The 19597-nt window shown below is 72.7% G+C and carries 16 protein-coding genes; 12 read left to right on the top strand and 4 right to left on the bottom strand.

Annotated features, from left to right (window positions below; all coding sequences use genetic code 11):
- Nucleotides 1-434 precede the first annotated feature (434 nt).
- Complete coding sequence (locus tag ACTHLI_RS07860) at nucleotides 435-1973, bottom strand: sugar transferase (protein WP_440182605.1); 1539 nt, start codon at nucleotides 1971-1973, stop codon at nucleotides 435-437.
- Nucleotides 1974-2263: 290 nt separating this feature from the next.
- Between ACTHLI_RS07860 and ACTHLI_RS07855 the strand changes: the two genes are divergently transcribed.
- Together ACTHLI_RS07855 and ACTHLI_RS07850 are read left to right on the top strand one after the other, a co-directional pair.
- Nucleotides 2264-3001: an HAD-IIB family hydrolase gene (locus tag ACTHLI_RS07855; RefSeq protein WP_440182607.1), complete on the top strand. Its 738-nt coding sequence runs from the start codon at nucleotides 2264-2266 to the stop codon at nucleotides 2999-3001.
- Between the two features lie 292 nt (nucleotides 3002-3293).
- A complete protein-coding gene (locus ACTHLI_RS07850; RefSeq protein WP_440182604.1) occupies nucleotides 3294-4193 on the top strand; it encodes an endonuclease domain-containing protein in 900 nt (299 codons plus the stop codon).
- A 345-nt stretch (nucleotides 4194-4538) separates the two neighbouring features.
- Here the strand turns inward: ACTHLI_RS07850 and ACTHLI_RS07845 are convergent, their stop codons facing one another.
- Nucleotides 4539-5231, bottom strand: coding sequence for an SOS response-associated peptidase (locus ACTHLI_RS07845; protein WP_440182603.1), 693 nt, complete (start codon nucleotides 5229-5231; stop codon nucleotides 4539-4541).
- 79 nt (nucleotides 5232-5310) lie between these two features.
- On the opposite strand from ACTHLI_RS07845, the gene ACTHLI_RS07840 reads away from it, so the two are divergent.
- The 6 genes from ACTHLI_RS07840 (at nucleotide 5311) to ACTHLI_RS07815 (ending at nucleotide 13714) form a co-directional block, all read left to right on the top strand.
- Entirely contained in the window at nucleotides 5311-5649 is a 339-nt protein-coding gene (locus ACTHLI_RS07840; protein WP_440182602.1) for a hypothetical protein, read from the top strand.
- Between the two features lie 51 nt (nucleotides 5650-5700).
- A complete protein-coding gene (gene galE, locus ACTHLI_RS07835; RefSeq protein ID WP_440182601.1) occupies nucleotides 5701-6660 on the top strand; it encodes a UDP-glucose 4-epimerase GalE in 960 nt (319 codons plus the stop codon).
- A gap of 482 nt (nucleotides 6661-7142) precedes the next feature.
- The gene (locus ACTHLI_RS07830) at nucleotides 7143-7463 is read left to right on the top strand and encodes a WhiB family transcriptional regulator (RefSeq protein WP_440182600.1); all 321 of its coding nucleotides are present in this window, start codon (nucleotides 7143-7145) and stop codon (nucleotides 7461-7463) included.
- Nucleotides 7464-7810: 347 nt separating this feature from the next.
- Nucleotides 7811-10837 carry a glycosyltransferase gene (locus ACTHLI_RS07825; RefSeq protein WP_440182599.1) on the top strand — a complete coding sequence of 1009 codons (3027 nt, stop codon included), beginning with the start codon at nucleotides 7811-7813 and terminating at the stop codon, nucleotides 10835-10837.
- The gene (locus ACTHLI_RS07820; protein WP_440182598.1) at nucleotides 10828-12387 is read left to right on the top strand and encodes a DUF5719 family protein; all 1560 of its coding nucleotides are present in this window, start codon (nucleotides 10828-10830) and stop codon (nucleotides 12385-12387) included. The genes ACTHLI_RS07825 and ACTHLI_RS07820 overlap by 10 nt, the downstream gene beginning before the upstream one ends.
- A 103-nt stretch (nucleotides 12388-12490) precedes the next feature.
- Nucleotides 12491-13714 (top strand): acyltransferase family protein, encoded by a 1224-nt coding sequence (locus ACTHLI_RS07815; RefSeq protein WP_440182597.1) that lies wholly within the window; start codon nucleotides 12491-12493, stop codon nucleotides 13712-13714.
- A gap of 25 nt (nucleotides 13715-13739) precedes the next feature.
- Here ACTHLI_RS07815 and ACTHLI_RS07810 read toward each other — a convergent pair whose 3' ends face one another.
- Nucleotides 13740-14180 (bottom strand): metallopeptidase family protein, encoded by a 441-nt coding sequence (locus ACTHLI_RS07810; RefSeq protein ID WP_440182596.1) that lies wholly within the window; start codon nucleotides 14178-14180, stop codon nucleotides 13740-13742.
- Between the two features lie 69 nt (nucleotides 14181-14249).
- On the opposite strand from ACTHLI_RS07810, the gene ACTHLI_RS07805 reads away from it, so the two are divergent.
- The 3 genes from ACTHLI_RS07805 (at nucleotide 14250) to ACTHLI_RS07795 (ending at nucleotide 17588) form a co-directional block, all read left to right on the top strand.
- On the top strand, nucleotides 14250-14489 hold the full coding sequence (locus ACTHLI_RS07805; RefSeq protein ID WP_440182595.1) for a DUF3499 family protein: 240 nt from the start codon (nucleotides 14250-14252) through the stop codon (nucleotides 14487-14489).
- Between the two features lie 156 nt (nucleotides 14490-14645).
- Entirely contained in the window at nucleotides 14646-16148 is a 1503-nt protein-coding gene (gene ahcY, locus ACTHLI_RS07800) for an adenosylhomocysteinase (RefSeq protein WP_440182594.1), read from the top strand.
- A gap of 243 nt (nucleotides 16149-16391) precedes the next feature.
- Entirely contained in the window at nucleotides 16392-17588 is a 1197-nt protein-coding gene (locus ACTHLI_RS07795; RefSeq protein ID WP_440182593.1) for a hypothetical protein, read from the top strand.
- Here the strand turns inward: ACTHLI_RS07795 and ACTHLI_RS07790 are convergent, their stop codons facing one another.
- A complete protein-coding gene (locus ACTHLI_RS07790) occupies nucleotides 17589-18416 on the bottom strand; it encodes an RDD family protein (RefSeq protein ID WP_440182592.1) in 828 nt (275 codons plus the stop codon). It abuts the gene before it with no gap.
- Between the two features lie 95 nt (nucleotides 18417-18511).
- On the opposite strand from ACTHLI_RS07790, the gene ACTHLI_RS07785 reads away from it, so the two are divergent.
- Complete coding sequence (locus tag ACTHLI_RS07785; RefSeq protein ID WP_440182591.1) at nucleotides 18512-19507, top strand: stage II sporulation protein M; 996 nt, start codon at nucleotides 18512-18514, stop codon at nucleotides 19505-19507.
- The last annotated feature ends 90 nt before the right edge of the window (nucleotides 19508-19597 follow it).

Genomic DNA, 19597 nt, shown 5'->3' with positions numbered 1-19597 from the left:
TCGCGGTCGCAGGGCGACGACGGAAACCATGGCGCAGAGGCATGACGAGGAGGGCCTTCCGGCAGAGGGGCGGGGAGGAGGAGACGCTCACCGGCGCGACTCGACGATAACCACGCGACCCGCGCGAATCGCGACATTCGCGCCTTCTCGCGACGATCCTTCCGGTCGGACGAAGGATCCGGATGGAATCTCGCGAACTCGGCGTGTCGGCCTGGGTCTGGGGACTGCCGTGCTACCCACCCGCACGAGGTGCGAAGCGGCCCTCGTCGACCAGACCACGACCTCCTGAGTCCAGCCCCATCGGCCATCGCCGGCTCGAGCCCGAGGTTCGTTCGGATGTCGCCGGGCGTCATCGCTGCCCGTGCGCCGCATGAAGGAGAAGCGCATCACGTGCGGAAGCGATCTCGGAGGCGGGATGTCCCGCACGGACCGGATCAGTAGGCGCCGTCGCGGGCGACGACCGCCTTCACCGTCTTCAGCAGGATCACGAAATCCGTCGTGATCGACCAGTTCTCGACGTAGTAGAGGTCGAGCTTGACGCTCTCCTCCCACGACAGGTTCGAGCGACCGCTGACCTGCCACAGCCCGGTGATGCCCGGCTTGATGAGCAGCCGGCGGTTGACGCGACCCTCGTAGGCGGCGACCTCGCGCGGCAGCGGGGGACGCGGGCCGATGAGGCTCATGCTGCCGTTCAGGACGTTGAAGAGCTGCGGCAGCTCGTCGAGCGAGTAGCGGCGGATGAACGCGCCGACCCGAGTGATGCGCGGGTCGTCCTTCATCTTGAACAGCAGGCCAGCGCCCTCGTTCTGCTCGACGAGCTGAGCGAGGCGCGCCTCCGCGTCCACGGCCATGCTCCGGAACTTGAACATCGTGAACGAGCCGCCCGCGACGCCCACCCGTTCCTGCCGGAACAGCACCGGCCCGCGGTCCTCGAGCACGACCGCCAGCGCGACGGCCGCGAGCACGGGGGAGAGCAGCAGCACGGCGAGCCCCGCGAGCACGAGATCGATGCCGCGCTTGATCGTGTGATTGAGGCCCGCGTACAGCGGCAGGTCTACGTGCAGCATCGGCAGCCCGTCGACGGGGCGCATGTGGATGCGCGGCCCGGCGACGTCCGTGAGGTGCGAGGTGAGGATGAGCTCGGTCTTCGAGTTCTCCAGCCGCCAGCCGAGGTCCTGGAGCGCCTCCGTTCCGCCGGGCAGCTCGCCGGCGACGATCACCGCTCGGGTGTGGGTGGCACGGACCGTGTCCGCGAGCATCCCGTAGTCGACGAGCGGCACGGAGCGGCCGTCCGCGGCGGCGAACTCCGCGCCTCCGGTGCCGTCCGTGTACGCGACGCCGATCGGTCGGTAGCCGGCGTGGTGGTGCTTGATGAGGTCGTTCGTGACGCGCGTGACGTCCTGGCGGTTGCCGACGACGACCGCGCCGATCAGGCAGAGGCCCTCCCGGCGCCTCGCGACCAGCCAGGAGCGCCAGAGGAACCGCTCGACGAGCAGCATCAGCAGGCCGACCGGCAGCGCGATGAGCAGGTAGCCGCGAGCGATGTCCGGCTTCAAGAGGACGATGATGACCGCGAACGCCCCGAACGCGACCCCGGTCGCCTTCGCGACGCGCTGGTACTCGCTGGCGCCCGCGCCGAGCACGCGCACCTCCCGGGAGCGGTTGGCGGCGAGCATCGCCATCCAGACCAGCCCGAGCGCGATCCCGATCAGCGGGTAGCCGTCGACGTCGAGGGTGCTGAGGATGTGCCAGGGCGTGTCGTTGAAGCGGAGCGACTGGGCGGTCAGGACCGCGACCGCGATCGCGGCGAAGTCCGTCGCGACGAGCGCGGCGTGGTAGCCCCGGCGCCAGCCGATGCGCTGCACGGGCACGGACAGGTCGGGCGCGGCGAACGTCGACCCGGCGAAGGCGCTCGGGCGCGCCGCGCTCAGCCTGCCGTCCGGCATGGCGTCGCCAAGGGCTCCTGATTCCATGAATCCTCTGTCACGTGCAGCCGCCTGGGAGAGCGGCGTGGCGAAGGTGGTGAGCTCGGGCATCGTTACCAAGGGCTCAGGACGCCCTTATGGTTTCCCCCGAACGGGGGGCAGCGCAACTACGCAGATGCCCTGTTCCAGCCGCCGTTACCGGTTCGTTACATTGGTGTCGTTCGCGTAGCAGCGCACCTTTCGTGACCGGAAGAGACCTAAGGCCTCCCCGTCGATCGCGTGCCGACCGGTGCTTTACCGTGGGGCGCGTGGTGAACCCCGTGCCCGTCCGCCCTCGGATGACCGCGTTCGATCTCGACGACACCCTCGCCCCGTCGAAGGCGCCGCTGCCCGACCCGGTCCGGGACGCGCTGCTCGCGCTGCTCGAGGTGTCGGAGGTGTGCGTCATCTCCGGCGGCCAGGTGGAGCAGTTCCGAACCCAGGTTGTCGACCGGCTCGGCACGCTGCCGGACCGGCTCGCGACGCGCCTCCACCTCATGCCCACGTGCGGGACGCAGTACTGGCGGCTCACCGCCGACGGGCTGACCTGCGTCTACGCGGAGGACCTCTCCGACGACGAGAAGCAGCGCGCGATGGCGGCCGTGGAGCGCGAGGCGAAGCGGCTCGGCCTGTGGGCGGAGGAGACGTGGGGCCCGGCGCTCGAGGACCGCGGCTCGCAGATCACCTTCTCGGCGCTCGGGCAGCGCGCGCCGCTCGACGCGAAGAAGGCGTGGGACCCGACCGGGGAGAAGAAGAACCGCCTCCGGGCGGCCGTGCAGGAGCGGTTGCCGGACCTGGAGGTGCGCAGCGGCGGGTCCACCTCGGTCGACATCACGCGGCAGGGCATCGACAAGGCGTACGGGATGCAGCGGCTCGCCGAGCTGACCGGGATCCCGTTCGACGACACGCTCTTCGTCGGCGACCGGCTCGACCCGGACGGCAACGACTACCCGGTGAAGGCGCTCGGCGTCCCCACGGTCGCCGTCGAGGGCTGGGAGGACACGGTCGACGTGATCGCGGCGATCACCGCCCGCTGACCTCCTCCGGCCGCACCGCGCCCTCACCGCGGGCTTGCCACATATCGGGGTGGGTTCCGGCGCGTCGGGCCCGATTCGGGGCAAGTCCGCGCGTTCGGCTCCGTGCTCGACCTCGGGCTTGCCTCATATCGGGGTGCCTTGCGGCGTGGCGCGCCCGATTCGGGGCAAGTCCGCGTTTCTGAGGGGGCGGGAGGCGCACATCGGCTCCTCCACAGGCGCGGATTGCGCGATCCGGAGGCGCTGGCGTCGAATTCGTGCCGGGCCGCCCGTCCGCGCGGCCACCCTCTCGGCCATGCCGCGCAATGCCCCCGGACTCGGGTCCGTCTTCACTTATCAGCAGGGCCTGCAGGCCGGACTGACGCCGGACGAGCTCCGGCACGCCGGCTGGGCTAGGCCCCACCACGGCGTCCGCGGCTTCAGTGAACCCACCACCGTGCTGGAGCTCGCGCACGACTACCGCCCGCGGATGTCGCCGGAGCAGTACTTCAGCCACGCGACCGCGTCGATCTCCCACCGCATGTGGCTGCCGATCGTCGTCGAGCAGCGCATGGAGGTGCATGTCGCGGTCCCACCCGGCTTCCGTCAGCCGCGCGGCAAGCGCGTCCGGGGCCACCTCCTCATCGACCGACCCGGCGGCACGGTGGAGCGCGACGGTCTCCGGGTCGCGAGACCGGAGGAGGCCTGGTGTCAGCTGGCGACGATGCTCGGCCTCGACGATCTCGTCATCGCGGGGGAGAGCCTCCTCGCGAAGGGGCGGCCGGATCGGCTGCGGCTGGCCGTGCTCGCCCACGCGGTCGCGGCCGGCGACAGGCCACGTCAGAGCCTCCTGAACCGGGCGCTCCCTGAGCTCCGGGAGGGGTCCCGGTCGCCGAAGGAGACCGAGCTGCGCCGCTTCCTCGTCGCGTCGGGATGTCCGGAGCCGTGCATCAACATGGACATCTACGACGACTTCGGCGTCTGGGTCGCCGAGTGCGACCTCGTGTACCCCCAGTGGAAGATCGCGATCGAGTACGAGGGCGACCTCCACTTCCGCGACCCGGCGCAGCTGCGGAAGGACGTCCATCGCTACGAGCTCCTCCAGGCGCTCGGGTGGCGGATCATCCGCGTCTCCAAGGACGATCTCGCATTCGATCGCGAGGGGCTGGTGGCCCGCGTCCAGGCCGCGATCGCGGAGCGGAGCATCGGGCGCTGAGGCTCCGGCGCGGGCTTGCCCCGTTTCGGGCCCGACGCGCCCGGGCATGCCCCGATTTGCGGCAAGCGTGTGTGGGTGCGTGAGCGGGTGGGGCGGGCTTGCCCCGTATCGGGCTCGACGCGCGGGCGCGCACCCCGATTTGCGGCAAGCGTGCGTGGGTGCGGGGCTGGGGCTGGCGCGGGCTTGCCTCGTATCGGGCTCGACGCGCCGGGGCGTGCCCCGATTTGCGGCAAGCGTGTGTGGGTGCGTGAGCGGGTGGCGCGGACTTGCCCCGTATCGGGCCCGCCGCGCCTGGGCGCGCCCCGATTCGCGGCAAGTGTGCGTGGAGGGCGGGAGGGGGAGCGTTCAGGAGGCGGGCGGGAGGGGGTGGATCAGGCCCGGGCCGTTGTTGCGCACGCTGTTCGCGTCCCGGCTCACCTCGTAGTGCGTGAGCGTCCGCGCGACGTCGAGCGACTCGTCCTCCAGCAGGTCGAGCAGGTCCGCGGAGGAGGCGGATTCGTCCAGCCAGGTCGCGTAGCCCTCGGGGGAGAGGCATGCGGGCATGCGGTCGTGCACCTCACCGGGAGCGACGTGGGCGTCGCGCGTGATGATCGCCATCGAGATCAGCCAGCGCTCGGGGTCGTCCCGCTCCTTCGCGGGGTCCGCCCACGCGGAGAGCACGCCGGCCATCGCGAGCGCGCCCTCCGGTGCGTGGATGAAATGGGGCTGCTTGCCCGTCGGGGTCACGACCCACTCGTAGTAGCCGAGCGCCGGCACGATGCACCGCGACTTCGCGAACGACCGCTTGAACATGCCGGAGGTCGCGACCGTCTCGATCCGGGCGTTGATCGGCTGCGGTCGCTGCTTCGCGTCCTTCGCGTAGGACGGGAGGAAGCCCCACTTCACCTCCGGCAGCACGCGCTCGCCGTGGCGGTCGCGCACGACCGGCACCATCGCGGTCGGTGCCACGTTGTAGTCGTCCGGCAGGCCGCCGAGGCCGCCCAGGAGATCCGGCAGCAGATCGGTCACGGCCTTCGTCACCACGTAGCGCCCGCACATGTCCCCATCCTCCATTCATCGGTCGTTCACGCGCATGTCCGAGGCCCTCGGTAGCGTCCAGGAGGAGGAAGGAGCGGTGATGACGATCGCGATCAGCCCGGCAGCAGCACCGGCACCGGCGGACTCCGGCATCTCCTGGCGCCCGCTCGACACCCACCTCTGGGTCGCCCGGCGCGACGGCCGTCATCTCGGCAGCGTGCAGGAGGGGCACCGCTGGCTCGCCGCGGACGCCGACGGCGACCCGATCGGCTCCTTCCGGTCGTTCCAGGAGGCGCGCGCCGCGGTCGCCGATCCCGCTCGGCACCGCACCCGCACCGCTCGCCCCCTCCGCTCGGGCCCCGTGCTCGCCGCCGCGGCGTTCGCCGCGGTCGGTGTCGTCTCGGCGCTCGGCTGGGCGTGGGCCGCCCTCCTGCTCTGAGCACGGCGAGGCTGACGGACGCATGGCGGCTCCGCGGATAGGGTCGCGCGCATGACGTGGTTGGTCACCGGCGGCGCTGGCTACATCGGTGCGCATGTGGTCAGGGCGCTCGGAGACGCGGGTCTCGAGCCGCTGGTGCTCGACGACCTCTCGAGCGGGCACCGCGGTTTCGTGCCGGACGGCGTCACGTTCGTGCGCGGCTCGATCCTCGACGGCGAGCTGCTCGAGCGGACCTTCGCCGAGCACGACGTCGAGGGCGTGATCCACGTGGCGGGCTTCAAGTACGCCGGCGTCTCGGTGCAGCGGCCGCTGCACACCTACGCCCAGAACGTCACCGGCACCGCGACGCTGCTCGCGACGATGGCGGACGCGGGCGTCGGCCGCATCGTCTTCTCCTCCTCGGCGGCCGTGTACGGCACGCCCGACGTCGAGCTCGTGACGGAGGAGACCGAGAAGCACCCGGAGTCGCCGTACGGGGAGTCGAAGCTCATCGGCGAGTGGCTGCTCGCGGACCAGGGGCGTGCGGCCGGCCTCGCACACACCTCGCTGCGGTACTTCAACGTCGTCGGCTCCGGCACGCCCGACGTGTACGACACGAGCCCCCACAACCTCTTCCCCCTCGTCTTCGAGGCGCTGCTCGACGGGCGCACGCCGCGGATCAACGGGAACGACTACCCGACCCCCGACGGCACGTGCGTCCGGGACTACATCCACGTCGCGGATCTCGCGGTGTCGCACGTCGCGGCGGCCCGTCGCCTCGCCGCCGGTGACGAGATCGCTCCCGTCTACAACCTCGGCTCCGGAGACGGCGTCAGCGTAGGCGAGATCATGACGACGATGGCGGAGGTCACCGGGATCCCGTTCACCCCCGAGATCGCCCCGCGGAGGCCGGGCGACCCGGCCCGGATCGTGGCGTCGGGCGAGCTGGCGGCCAAGGACCTCGACTGGTCGATGCGCCACTCGCTGCGCGACATGGTGTCGTCCGCCTGGGAGGCCCGGCGCGGCGCCTGACCGGCGTGTCCGATTCGACAGCCGTTATTCGGCTGTGATATGCGCCGCAATCGACGAATTGCGCGCCTGGTGCCCCCTGAACGGGGGGCGCATTCGAGTCCGAATTCGGCATGAGTCGAACTCGTCTTCGAACGTGCCTCGCCACGCCGTGCACCCAATGTAAACGTCATGTTACGAAGCGACAGTCGTTATCGGCGTGTCGCAAGCATTCGACCCCGCGTTGAGAGTTGATAGCGGCCTGTGTAGTCCGAGCGCGGCATTCGAGAGAAACACCTGATCAGAACGGCGGGTCTCAGGTCGCTTCAAGACTCGCGGGGGCGTCCGACATGCGGTGCGCCGCTCGGCGCCTCGACGCGACGAACCGTGCAGCGGCTCGAGCGGGGTGCACGGATCGGATCTTGCGGGTCGCGAATCACCTGTGTGTAATTACGTCCACGCTTTCGGAGCGCGGGGCTCCGGAAGCATTGAGAGGACGATCTTCGATGACCGCTTCCCCCTATCAGGCATCCGTTCCAGCGGACTGGTTCGTCGACCCGGTCGCCCTGGGCGTCCCCAAGGTCCGGCGCGTCGTGGAGGACGACGCCGACCAGCTGAGCTGGCAGGCGGACTCGCTGTGCGCGCAGACCGATCCTGAGGCGTTCTTCCCGGAAAAGGGTGGATCGACGCGCGAGGCGAAGCGGATCTGCTCCTCCTGCGAGGTCAAGTCGCAGTGCCTCGAGTACGCGCTGCAGAACGACGAGCGCTTCGGCATCTGGGGTGGCCTCTCCGAGCGCGAGCGCCGGAAGCTGCGCAAGACCGCCTGAGCGGTCCCACACACATCGCGCGAAGGCCGCGGACCATCGACGGTCCGCGGCCTTCGCCGTGCTCGGGGGCGGTGTCGGGGTGGTCCGTCGGCGCGGGGTGGTCTCGAGGCTCGCGGCGCTCGCACCTCGACCACTGGGTGTGGGTGCATTGCGAAGGGGATCGGGTTGTCCTCCCGGTGGTCGAGGTGCGGCGAAGCCGCCTCGAGGCAACCGCGTACCGGGTGCCGACTCGGGGAGGTCTCGAGGCCCGCTGCGCTCGCACCTCGACCACCATCGGTGGCCATGAATGAGGAGGCGCGCGGCGCGGCGGCGCGACCGTGCGTCGGAGGCGCGCCTACCGTGATCCGGTGCCGAGATCTGTCACCGCGATCCTCATCGCGGCGGACGGGGCCGACTATCTGCGTGACACCCTCGATGCGATCACCATGCAGACGCGGTTGCCCGACCGCCTCGTCGTCGTGCAACTCGGGAACAGCCCCGTCACCAGCACGATCATCGACGGCGTCGAGCCGACCGTGCACGCCAAGGTCGCCGCCCGCGCCGGGTTCGGGCACGCCGCCGAGCAGGGGTTCAAGGCCGCAGGCATCGAGGCCACCGAGAACGAGTGGCTCTGGCTGCTCGCCACCGACAACGCCCCGGAGCCCAGGGCGCTCGAGCGCCTCCTGTACTCCGTGGAGGCGTCGCCCTCCGTGGCGGTCGCCGGCCCGAAGCAGATGCAGTGGGACGCACCGCAGTACCTCCACTCCTTCGGCGAGACGATGACGCCGTGGGGCACCGCCGTCGAGATGGCGGAGCCCGAGCTCGACCAGGCCCAGTACGACCGGCACAGCGACGTGCTCGCGGTCGCCGCCGGAGGCATGCTCGTGCGGGCCTCCGCCTGGAAGCGCCTCGGCGGATTCGACCGCGCCCTGCCTGCCGTGGACGACGCGCTCGACTTCTGCGTCCGCGCCCGCCTCGCCGGCTACCGCGTCCAGCTGGAGCCGACGGCGCGCGTGCGGTCGGGCGGCGTCGACGCGCCGGGCACCCGCCTCCTCGGCGCCTCCACCTCGGAGGCCCGTCGGGTCCGCCTCCGGCGCGAGGCCCAGCTGCACCGCCGGCTCGTCTACGCGCCCCTCCCGCTCGTGCCGCTGCACTGGCTGTCGATCCTGCCCGTCGCCGTGGTGCGGGCCGTTGGGCAGATCCTGCGGAAGGCTCCGGGATCGGCACCCGCCGAGCTGCTCGCCGCCCTCGTGATCTTCGGCACCCGGTTCGCGGCGATCGCGCGCTCGCGGTCCCGCATCGCGAGGGACCGCGAGGTGGGCTGGGCGGCCATCGCCCCGCTGCGGCAGCCGTGGCGGGAGGTGCGGCACCGGAGAGCGCTCGCCCGGGAGAACGGCAAGCCGCCGAACCGGGAGGAGTCCCTCCACTTCTTCACGAGCGGCGGCATGGCGACCGTGCTCACCATGCTCGCGATCTCCGTCGTGCTGTTCCAGCCGTTGATGGGGGCGGACGCGCTCGTCGGCGGTCAGCTGCTGCCGCTCGGGTCGCTGCACTCCCTCTGGCGGAGCGTCGGGTGGGGCGTCCATCCGCTCGGCAGCGGGTTCGTGGGGCCAGCCGACCCGTTCGCCGCCGTGCTCGCGGTGCTGGGCACCATCACCTTCTGGCATCCGTCCGCCGCGATCGTCGGCCTGTGGCTCCTCGCCCTGCCGATCGCCGCGGCCGGGGGATGGCTCGCGACCGCGCGCTTCACCCGGCGACGCCCGCTGCGCGTCATCGGCGGCCTCCTCTGGGCGGCTGCGCCCACCCTCGTGGTCGCGCTCGACAGCGGGCGCATCAGCGGCGTGCTCGTGCATCTCGCGGCCCCGTTCCTGCTGCTCGCCGCGTTCAAGGTGCGGTCCTCGTGGACCGCCTCCGCGTGGCTGGGGCTGCTCGGCGCGCTGATCGCCGCCGCCTCGCCGAGCCTCCTGCCCCTCCTGTTCATCGCGTGGCTCGTCGCCGTCGTGGTGGGGCTCGTCGTGCGGTCCGGGGAGCGGAGCCGGATCGTCCGCATCCTCCCGGTGCCCATCCCGACGGCGGTCCTGTTCCTCCCGCTCGTCGCCGAGCAGCTCGCGCACGGCCGGCTGATCGGCGTGCTCGCGGACCCGGGTCCCGTCGTGCCGCCTGGCGCGCAGCCCGACCTGCTCGGCCTGCCCACGCAGATCGCCAGGGTGCTGCAGCTGGCCGCGGGCTGGCCCACCTGGGCGATGCAGGCCTGGGAGGGGCTCACCGGCCCCCTCGGCTTCGGGACCGGCTTGTCCGCGGCGTTCGTCTGGGCCCTCGGTGTCCCGCTCCTCCTGCTCGCCGTGATCGGCCTGTTCTGGCCGAAGCAGAGCGTCCCGATCCGCATCGGCATGTTCGGGGTCGGCGGCCTCGTCATGGCCGTCCTCGCGACGCGCATCGAGGTCGTCTCGGTCGGCGGCACACCGGTCTCCGCGTGGCCCGGGGCGGGGCTGAGCCTCGCGTGGCTCGCCGTGCTCGAAGCAGCCGTGTGCGGCCTCGACCGGCTCGCCGCCGCGGGCGCGCTGCCCGCCAGGGCGCAGGTGCGGACCCCGAAGCGCGTCCGCGCAGGAGGTGCCGCAGCCGTCGGCTTCACGGCCGCTGCGGCCATGCTCGCCGCGGTCTCCCCGGTGCTCGTCGGCGTGCTGCTCGGCACCTCGGAGGTGCGGGCGGGCACGGCCGCCACCGTCCCGGCGCTCGTCGCCGCCGAGGGCCGCGCGATCCCCGAGCTCGGGATGCTCACGCTCACCGCGCAGTCCGACGGCGCGTACCGGAGCCTGCTGACCCGCGGCCAGGGGCGCACCCTCGAGTCGCTCAGCACCCTGCAGAGCACGGACGCGTTCGGCGACAGCCCCGGCCTCACGCGCCTCGCTGCCGGGCTCGTGCAGCCCACCGGCGACGACCTCGCCGCGTCCCTCGATGCATACCGGATTGGGTATGTGCTGCTCCGGTCCGACGGCGCAGGGGCGACCACGCCACTCGCGGCCGCCCGCGGCGCGCTCGGCGCGAACCCGCTGCTGTCCGTCGTGTCGACGACGGACTCCGGGACGCTGTACCGCTTCGACGACCTGAAGACGACCGGGGCCGTCCGCCTCCTGAGCGGCCCCTCGAACACCGGCAGCCCGATCGGCCTCCTGGTGCTCCTCGTGCAGGCGATCGTGTTCGCCCTCACCGGTCTGCTCGCGCTCCCGACCTCGCGGATCACGCAGCGCTTCCGACCGGTCGCGGTCGTGCGGGCGCCCAAGGCGGACGTGCGCACCGTCGCGCCGCGGCCCGAGCCGATCATCCGCACACCGGAGCAGGCGATGGCGCGGGAGTTCGCACCGCGGCAGGCGGAGGAGGTGGGCTCGTGGCGGTGAACGGCCGGATCATCGGGGCGACCGCGCTCGTCGTCGCGGGCGCCCTCGCGGCCGCGGTCGCGGGCCAACTGCCCGCGTTCGGGGTGGTCGACCAATCGCAGGTGGCCACGCCGTCCTCGGCGCCGCAGGCGCTCATCTGCCCCGGCCCGGCGATCGCGGTGGGCGCGGACCCCGCGAAGGCCAACGCGCTCACCGCCACGGGATCGCCCTCGCGGGTCGCCGGGACCGTCGGCGGCTCGAAGCCCAAGACCGTCGCGCTCGGCCGTGGCGCGGTCTCCGGAGGCGCGCAGCCGCGAGCGCTGAGTGCCGCCGCGGCGACGAAGACGGGCGCGCTGGCGGGTGCGCAGGTCGAGCAGGTCACGGTCGGCGACGCCGCCGGTCTCGTCGCGACCGCGTGCAGCGTGCCGCAGAGCGACGTCTGGTTCGCCGCGGGCGCGACGTCCACCGGGCGCACGACCGTGCTCACGCTCGCGAACGCCTCCCCGGTCGACGCGGAGGTCGGGGTCTCGGTCTGGAACGAGAACGGGCCCGTCGACGCGGCGTCCTTCAGCCGGCTCGTCGTCCCCGGCAAGGGGCGCACGGCCGTCTCGCTCGCGGGCGTCGCCCCCTCCTCCGGCGGGACCGTCGTGCGCGTGACCTCCACCGGCGGCCACGTCGGCGCGGCCCTCGAGCAGCGCACCGTCCGCGGCCTCGAGTCCGGCGGCCTCGACATGACCGGCCCGACCACCGCTCCCGCGCTCGAGCAGATCGTGCCCGGGGTGCGGGTGTCGAACGCGGCGGCCGTCGCCTCCGCTGCCCGCGCCGACGACTACGCGGACCTGCAGACGGTCGTGCGCGTGCTGGTGCCGGGTCCGACGGCGACCGACGTCTTGATCACCGCGACGCCGGACGGCGGCGGCCAGCCCGTGACCGTCGGGCGGCACGTCTCCGCAGGCGTGGTCACCGACTTCCCGATCACCGGGCTCGCGGACGGCACGTACACGATCCGGGTCTCGGCCAAGCAGCCGCTCGTCACGGGCGTGCGCACCTCCGTGGTGGGCGACGTGAGCGGCTCCGTGACGCCGACGAACTCGGCCCCGACCGGCACGGGCACGACCCCCGGCAGCAGCACGGCCGTCGGGTCGGACGCCGGGCTGGTGGGGGGCGTCGGCCCGGTCGGAACCTCCGGCACCTCCTCGTCCTCGACCTCGTCGTCGTCCGCCGGCGCGTCCGCGACGTCGACGGCGCGGGGCATCGATCTCGCCTGGTTCGCGGCGGCTCCGGCCCTGACCGCGACGGCGGCCGTCGCGGTCGTCGACGCGCCGTCTCCGATGCTGACCATCGCGAGCACCGGCTCGGCGGCCACGGTCCGCCTCACCGGCGCGGTCAACCGGACCGTCAAGGTGCCCGCGAAGGGGTCGGTGGCGATCCCCGCCTCACGCGGCATCGTCGTGCTCCACGGCGCGTCGGGACTGCGCGCGGCCGTGAGCTACGCCGGCGCCGATGCGATCGCCGGCTACCCGGTCGTGGCGGCCGATCAGCAGGCGCAGCCGATCAGGATCACCCGCTGACCTCCTCCGTTCCGCGCACCGGGGATCCACGCCGGTTCGCGGGGTCGACCGGGTACCGTTCGCGCATGCTGCCGGTCCCGACGCTCGAACCCGGCGGCGCATCATGACCGTCTCGGTCGAGTCCGCGGCGGCCACGCGCGACCCGGCCTCCGTCGCGGCCAAGCCGATGTTCGTGCGGCGCCGCAACCGGGAGCGCCTGCACGCGCTCGACGGGCTCCGCGGGGTCGCTGCGTTCATCGTCGTGCTGCACCACCTCCTGCTCCTCGCGCAGCCGGTGTCGCAGCCCTCGGGGGAGCCCGCCGTGCTCAGCGTGTGGTGGTGGCTCGAGCGGACGCCGCTCAAGCTGCTCACCGCCGGGTACGAGGCCGTGATCGTCTTCTTCGTGCTGTCCGGGGCCGTCGTGGTGCTGCCCGCGCTGCGCCGCATCGACTTCTCCTGGCCCGGGCTCGTCGCCAGCCGCGTCGTGCGGCTGCTCCTGCCCGCATGGGCGGCGATCGTTTTCGCCACGGTGCTGCTGCTCGTCGTGCCGCGGGTGCCGCAGCAGGTGACGGGCGGCACCTGGCTGTCCCGGCAGGTCCCGACGGACTGGAAGTGGCCCGACCTGCTCGTGCAGCTGTCGCTGATGGGCCCGACCGTGCCGTACGACAACGTGCTGTGGACGCTGAAGTGGGAGTTCCTGTTCTCCCTCCTGCTCCCCGGGTTCCTGGTCGTGGCGGTGCTGCTGCACCGCTGGTGGGTCGCCACCGGGCTGCTCGCGCTCGGCCTCGGGGTGGTCGGGTGCGTCGGCGGCATCCAGCCGCTCCAGTACCTCCCGGTGTTCTTCCTCGGCACCCTCGTCGCGGTGCGCCTGCGGGCGATCGAGCAGTGGAGCGAGTCCCGGCGTGCGCGGCGGCTCCTCGCGGTGCTGCTGCCGGTGAGCGCGCTCGTGCTGATCTGCTCGTTCCTGCTCGCGCCGGTGGTGCCGGTGGGGACGGTCGGTGGACATGCCCTGATCGGCATGGAGGCGCTCGGCGGCGTGGGCGTCGTGGTCGTCGCGGGTGCGAACACCGGGTTCCGCCGGTTCCTCGAGCGACGCGTGCCGCAGTTCCTCGGGCGGATCTCCTTCAGCCTCTACCTCGTGCACCTCCCGGTGCTCGCGACGGTGACCTGGCTGCTCGGCGACTGGAACTGGCCGGTCGCCGGCCTGATCGGCGTGCCGCTCGCGGTGCTGGCCGGGTGGGGCTTCTTCCGGCTGGTCGAGAAGCCGCTGCACCGCGTCGCGCGCGCGGCGAAGCGCGGGTCGGCGAAGGCCGTCGAACGCTACGTGCGGAGCGAGCGGACGGCCTGACCCCGCGTCTCCGGGCGCCGACCCGTCAGAAGTGCCGGAAGCGGTCCGGCGCCAGGTCCCACGGGTCGCGGCCCAGCAGCTCCGCGACGGCGCGGAACACGCAGCTCTCCACGTACATCCGCTGGTGCGCCTCGTCGTCGACGTGGAGGTGCGAGAGCCGCTCGATCGGCAGCCGGTAGAGCACGATCCGCTTCGCGTGCTGGTCCACCCACCAGCGGTCGAGGCCCGCGGGACCCACGACGCGCGGGATGCCCGCGATCTCGAAGGACACGTCGGCGAGATCCTCCGGCCACAGCCCGCGCAGGTAGTCCGCCGTCTCCGCGACCGCGCCCTCGAACGTCTCCGCCCTCGTGCGCAGCACCGGGAGGTGCGGCCCGGTGACGGAGGAGCGGAGCCCGCGACCGTGCCGGTTCCGGAACCCTCCCCGCGGCGACGGCGCGTGGGACACGCGACGGGAGCGGGCCATGCCGAGCGATGGTACGCCGCGCCGCGGCGGGAGGGCACCGTCCGCGGTGCGTGTGCTTACGATGCGCGCGTGCCGACCATCCGCCCGTGCTCGCGGCAGACCTGCCGCAGGACGGCGATCGCGACGCTGACGTACGTGTATGCGGACTCGATGGCGGTGCTCGGGCCGTTGTCCGCCTCGCCGGAGCCGCACAGCTACGACCTGTGCGAGGTGCACGCGGACCGGCTCTCGGCCCCGCAGGGCTGGTCCGTCCTCCGGATCAGCGCACCGGTGGACGAGCCGGACCCCTCCTCCCTCCTCGGCCGCTGACCCTTCGCCGATCCGGACTTCCTTCGCGGATCCGGAGATCCTCGGCGACACCCCGGGCGGAGGCGCCGAGCGGCGGCGTGTCGCGAAGGATCTCCGGATCCGGGAAGACCCGGGGAGGCGGACGAGCGGGTCCGCGGCTTCTGGGATGATGCTCGGATGAGTCTTCTGGACACGTCCCGCGATGCGGAGCCCGACAGTCCGACCCTCGAGTACCAGGTCGCCGATCTCGACCTCGCGGAGGCGGGGCGGCACCAGATCCGCCTCGCCGAGCAGGAGATGCCGGGGCTGATGGCCCTGCGCGAGCGGTACGCCGAGACGAAGCCGCTCACGGGCGCGCGCGTCGCCGGCTCGCTGCACATGACCGTGCAGACCGCCGTGCTGATCGAGACGCTCGTGGCGCTCGGAGCGCAGGTGCGCTGGGCGAGCTGCAACATCTTCTCGACCCAGGACGAGGCGGCCGCAGCGGTCGTCGTCGGCCCCGACGGCACCCCGCACGACCCGCGCGGCGTGCCCGTCTTCGCCTGGAAGGGCGAGACGGTCGAGGAGTACTGGGACTGCACCGACCGCATCTTCGACTGGTCGGGGGAGGCGGTCGCCGGCGGCGGCGACTTCACCGGCCCGACGATGATCCTCGACGACGGCGGCGACGCGTCCCTCCTGGTGCACCGCGGCGTGCAGGTCGAGCGCGCGGGCCGGGTTCCGGAGACGAAGGACGACACCGGGACCGAGGAGCGTGCGCTGCTCGACGTCCTGCGGCGCTCCCTCGACCGGGACCCGCAGCGCTGGACCCGCATCGCGCAGGACATCCGCGGCGTCTCGGAGGAGACCACCACCGGCGTGCACCGCCTCCACGAGTGGGACCGCGACGGCGAGCTGCTGTTCCCCGCGATCTCCGTCAACGACTCGGTCACGAAGAGCAAGTTCGACAACCGCTACGGCATCCGCCACTCCCTGGTCGACGGCCTGAATCGCGCGACCGATGTGCTGATCGGCGGCAAGACCGCCTACGTCGTCGGGTACGGCGACGTCGGTAAGGGCGCCGTGGAGGCGCTGGCCGGCCAGGGCGCCCGGGTGATCGTCGGCGAGGTGGACCCGATCACCGCGCTCCAGGCGGCGATGGACGGCCATCAGGTCGTGCCGCTCGAGGAGGTCGCGGGCCAGGTCGACATCGTCATCACCACGACCGGCAACGAGAAGGTCGTCACGGTCGACGACCTCCTGTCGCTCAAGCACCTCGCGATCGTCGCGAACATCGGGCACTTCGACACCGAGATCGACGTCGCCGGCCTCGAGACGCTCGAGGGCGCCGAGCGCGTGCGGATCAAGCCGCAGGTCGACGAGTGGCAGCTGCCGAACGGCCGCAGCATCATCGTGCTGTCCGAGGGCCGCCTGATGAACCTCGGCAACGCGACGGGACACCCCTCCTTCGTGATGTCGATGAGCTTCACGAACCAGGTGCTCGCGCAGCTCGAGCTGTGGGTGACGCCGGAGGCCTACCCGGTCGCCGTCGCGACGCTGCCGCGCGCGCTCGACGAGGAGGTCGCCCGCCTCCACCTCGACGCGCTCGGCGTGCGGCTGACGCGGCTCACGAAGAAGCAGGCGAAGTACCTCGGCGTCGACCGCGACGGCCCGTTCAAGCCGGACACCTACCGGTACTGACGCCTCCCTCCTGAGCACGACAGCAGGACCGATTCGCTTCGGCAGGAGGAATCGGGCCGGTTCCTCCTGCTGATGCGTTTCCTTCCTGCTGTCGTGCTCGAGGCGACTCGTTCCGGAGCACGACGGCAGGAACGACGCACTTCGGCAGGAGGAACGCGCCTCGTTCTTCCTGCTGTCGTGCTCCGTTCCTGCTGTCGTGCTCGGGGCGCTGCCGAGGCCGGATCGCGCCGGTACCGTTGAGGGGTGCAGGAGACCGCCTCGGCGGCGCTGATCGTGTCGATCGTGGCCGTCGTCCTTGGAGCGCTGGGCGTCGTCGGCGGCGTCGTCGGCTACGTGCAGGGCGCGGCCGCCCTGCGCCGGGCGACGCTGATCCGCCAGCGCGCATCCGCTGCGGAGGAGGCCGCGCTGCAGGCGAAGGCCCACGCCGAGCAGTCCGCTCGCACCGCGCAGAGCCTGCTCGACCGATTCGCGGGCTCGGGCACGCGGTCCGTGAGCGACGTCGCCGACCTGCCCACGGGGCCGCTGGTGCTGCCGCCTCGCGCCGTCCCCGCGCGGCAGGAGAGCATCTTCGGGCCGCCCGTGTCGCCGGAGCCCGAAGCCGAGCCGGAGCCGGAGTGGGTGCCCGACTGGGTGCTCGCCCCCGCGCTCGAGGTGCCGCCCCCCTCCGCGGACGAGCCCGACGAGGAGCCCCAGCCGGCGGAGCGCCCCGTCTCCGCGTTCACGCCGTTCGCGGGTCTCCCCACCACGCCCCCTGACGAGACCGGACCGGAGACGTCGCCCGTGCCGGCGGAGGCGGAGCCCGCTCCCGAGAGCGACGAACCGGAGCAGCCGGCCGAGCAGGAGCGCGAAGTCGAGGAGTCGCCCGAGACTGAGACCGAGCTGGAGACCGAGACCGAGCCGCAGCCGCAGCCGCAGCCTGAGCCCGAACCAGAACCGGAACCAGAGCCCGAGGCGCCGGCGGAGGCGCCCGCCGAGGCGAGCGCGGAGCAGCCGGCGGAGGAGACCCACACGGCGACCCAACCGGAGCGCGCCGCGACCGGGCAGGTCACCGCGTCGCGTCCGGACGCACCGCCGATCAGCTGGGCCGAGGCCCTCCGCACCGGCGCGATCCCGCTGCCCGCCCGCTCGCGGGGCACCTACTCGGCGCCGGAGAAGGCGCAGGGGCAGCCGATGGGGCCGGCCCGCTTCGAGATCCGGGCCGTCGGGCGCCAGAAGTACGCGGCGGTGAACGTCGGTGGTGCGACGGCGGAGCAGGTCGAGGTGGAGGGCGCCGCCGACGACCGGCACCTCGTCCGGCCGTTGGAGCCCCGGGCGAAGCCGGTGCCTCCGGGCGAGTCGATCGCGTTCTCGGTGCTCCGCGTGGAGGGGCGTCAGGTGTCGGTGCACGTCACCTGGCTCGCGAGCGGCGACGAGCAGCAGGTCGAGCTGCCCGTCCCCTGATCAGCGGTCGGGGAAGCCGTGCGGGGTGGCGCTGAGCGTCGCCGACAGCTGCTCGAAGCGTTCCCGCTCGAGCATCAGCGCGGTGAACTCGCGGTCACGCCGGATCGCCGCCACCGCCGCCAGCAGCAGCTCGGGCGTGGTCTCGACCGCGGGGGCGACGTAGGGCGCCGCCTCCGCCGCCAGCGCCTCGGCGAGCCGCGCCCGGCTCGCCGGCACCATCCGAGGCGCCTGGGCGAGGAACGCCGCGATCCGGCGGGCCAGAGGATCCGGCAGCCGCGCCACGTCGGCGATCGCCGCCCACTCGGTGAGCGACTCCGGTACCCCGACGGCGTTCGAGACCGGCCGCGGCACCCGTTCGTGCTGGCTCACCGTGCCCGCGAGCAGGTCGCCCACGCGCTTCGAACGCCGGTTGAGGATGCCCACGACGGCGGCCATGCCGCCGAGCGTCATGACGATCTCGACGAGGCCGCTGAGGGCCCGGATGAACGCGTGCCGCATCGCGATCGCGCCCCCGTCGTCGCGCACGATCCTCGCGCCGACCGCGAACTTGCCGACGGACCTGCCGCGGGTCGCGGTCTCCAGCACCGTCGGCGCGATGATGAACGACAGCACCAGGTCGACGATGAGCAGTGCCCGCGACAGCGCCTGGTCGCCCGACACCAGGCCGAGCGCGATGACGCCGAACATGAGCGCGAGGAAGAGCCCCAGCTCGCACAGGAAGTCGATGAGCGCGCCGAGCGCTCGCAGCGGGAAGCTCGTCGACCGAACCTCGAGCGCGACGGCCTCGCCCGTGACGATGCCGAGGTCGTCGAGTTCCGGGGCCGCCACGCCCCGAACCTACCCGCGCCGACCCGGGCGTGCGGCCCCGCTTGTGGGGCTGCCGGGGGCGGTGCGGCGCAGGAGGCAGCCCGTAGGCTCGCGCTGTGGATCTGGACGCGTTGCGCTCCGCCCGGCAGGGGGAGTGGCAGCGGCTGGACGAGCTCGCGGGCGACCGGAGGCTCGACGGCCGCGGCAGCGACGAGCTGATCCTGCGCTACCAGGATGCGGCGGCCGACCTCTCCGGGATCACGACCACGGCCGGATCCGTGCCGCTCGGTGACCGGCTGTCGGTCTCGCTCTCCCGCGCCCGCATGCGCTTCACCGGCACCGGCCGGAACGTGGTCAGCCAGGTGCCCGCGTTCTTCCTCCTGCAGCTGCCCGCGGCGCTGTACCGGGTGCGGTGGTGGACGTTCTGGGTCGCGCTCGTGAGCGCGGTGGTCGCGATCGCGTACGGCACGTGGTCCGCGAACGATCCCCACGTGCAGGCGGCCCTCGGCCAGAACGCCGACCTGAAGCGGCTGGTGGACCACGACTTCACCGCCTACTACAGCGACAACCCGGCGGCCTCGTTCGCGAGCCAGGTGTGGACCAACAACGCCTTCATCGCGGCGCAGTGCATCGCGTTCGGCATCCTCGGCTTCTACGTGCCGTACGTCCTGCTGCAGAACGCGATGAACGTCGGGCTGACCGGCGGCATCCTCATCGGTTACGGGCACGCCGACACGTTCTTCCTCTACATCGCGCCGCACGGGATGCTGGAGCTGACGAGCGTCTTCGTCGCCGGCGCCGCCGGCATGCGCGTCTTCTGGGCCTGGATCGCGCCGGGCGCGCGGACCAGGGGGCAGGCGCTCGCGGAGGACGGCCGTGCGCTGTTCATCATCGCCGTCGGACTGACGATGTCGCTGTTCGTGTCCGGGACCCTGGAGGGGTTCGTGACCCCGTCCCATCTGCCCTGGCCCGTCAAGATCGGCCTGGGCGCCCTGGCGCTCGCGGCGTTCCTCTTTTACATGCTCTTCGTCGGCGGCCGGGCCGTGCGAGCGGGCGAGACGGGCGACCTGGACCCGTTCGCGGCGGGAGCCCGCCGCATCATCGCCGACTGAGGCGTCACGGCCGTCGGCCTGTGGAGAACCCTCCCGCCACGGGGCGCGCCTGTTCTACGGTGACCGTGTGAATTGGGGGAGGGGCATATG

Source organism: Amnibacterium sp. (assembly GCF_051956055.1).
GTDB lineage: Bacteria > Actinomycetota > Actinomycetes > Actinomycetales > Microbacteriaceae > Amnibacterium.
This window is presented reverse-complemented; position numbering and strand designations above follow the sequence as displayed.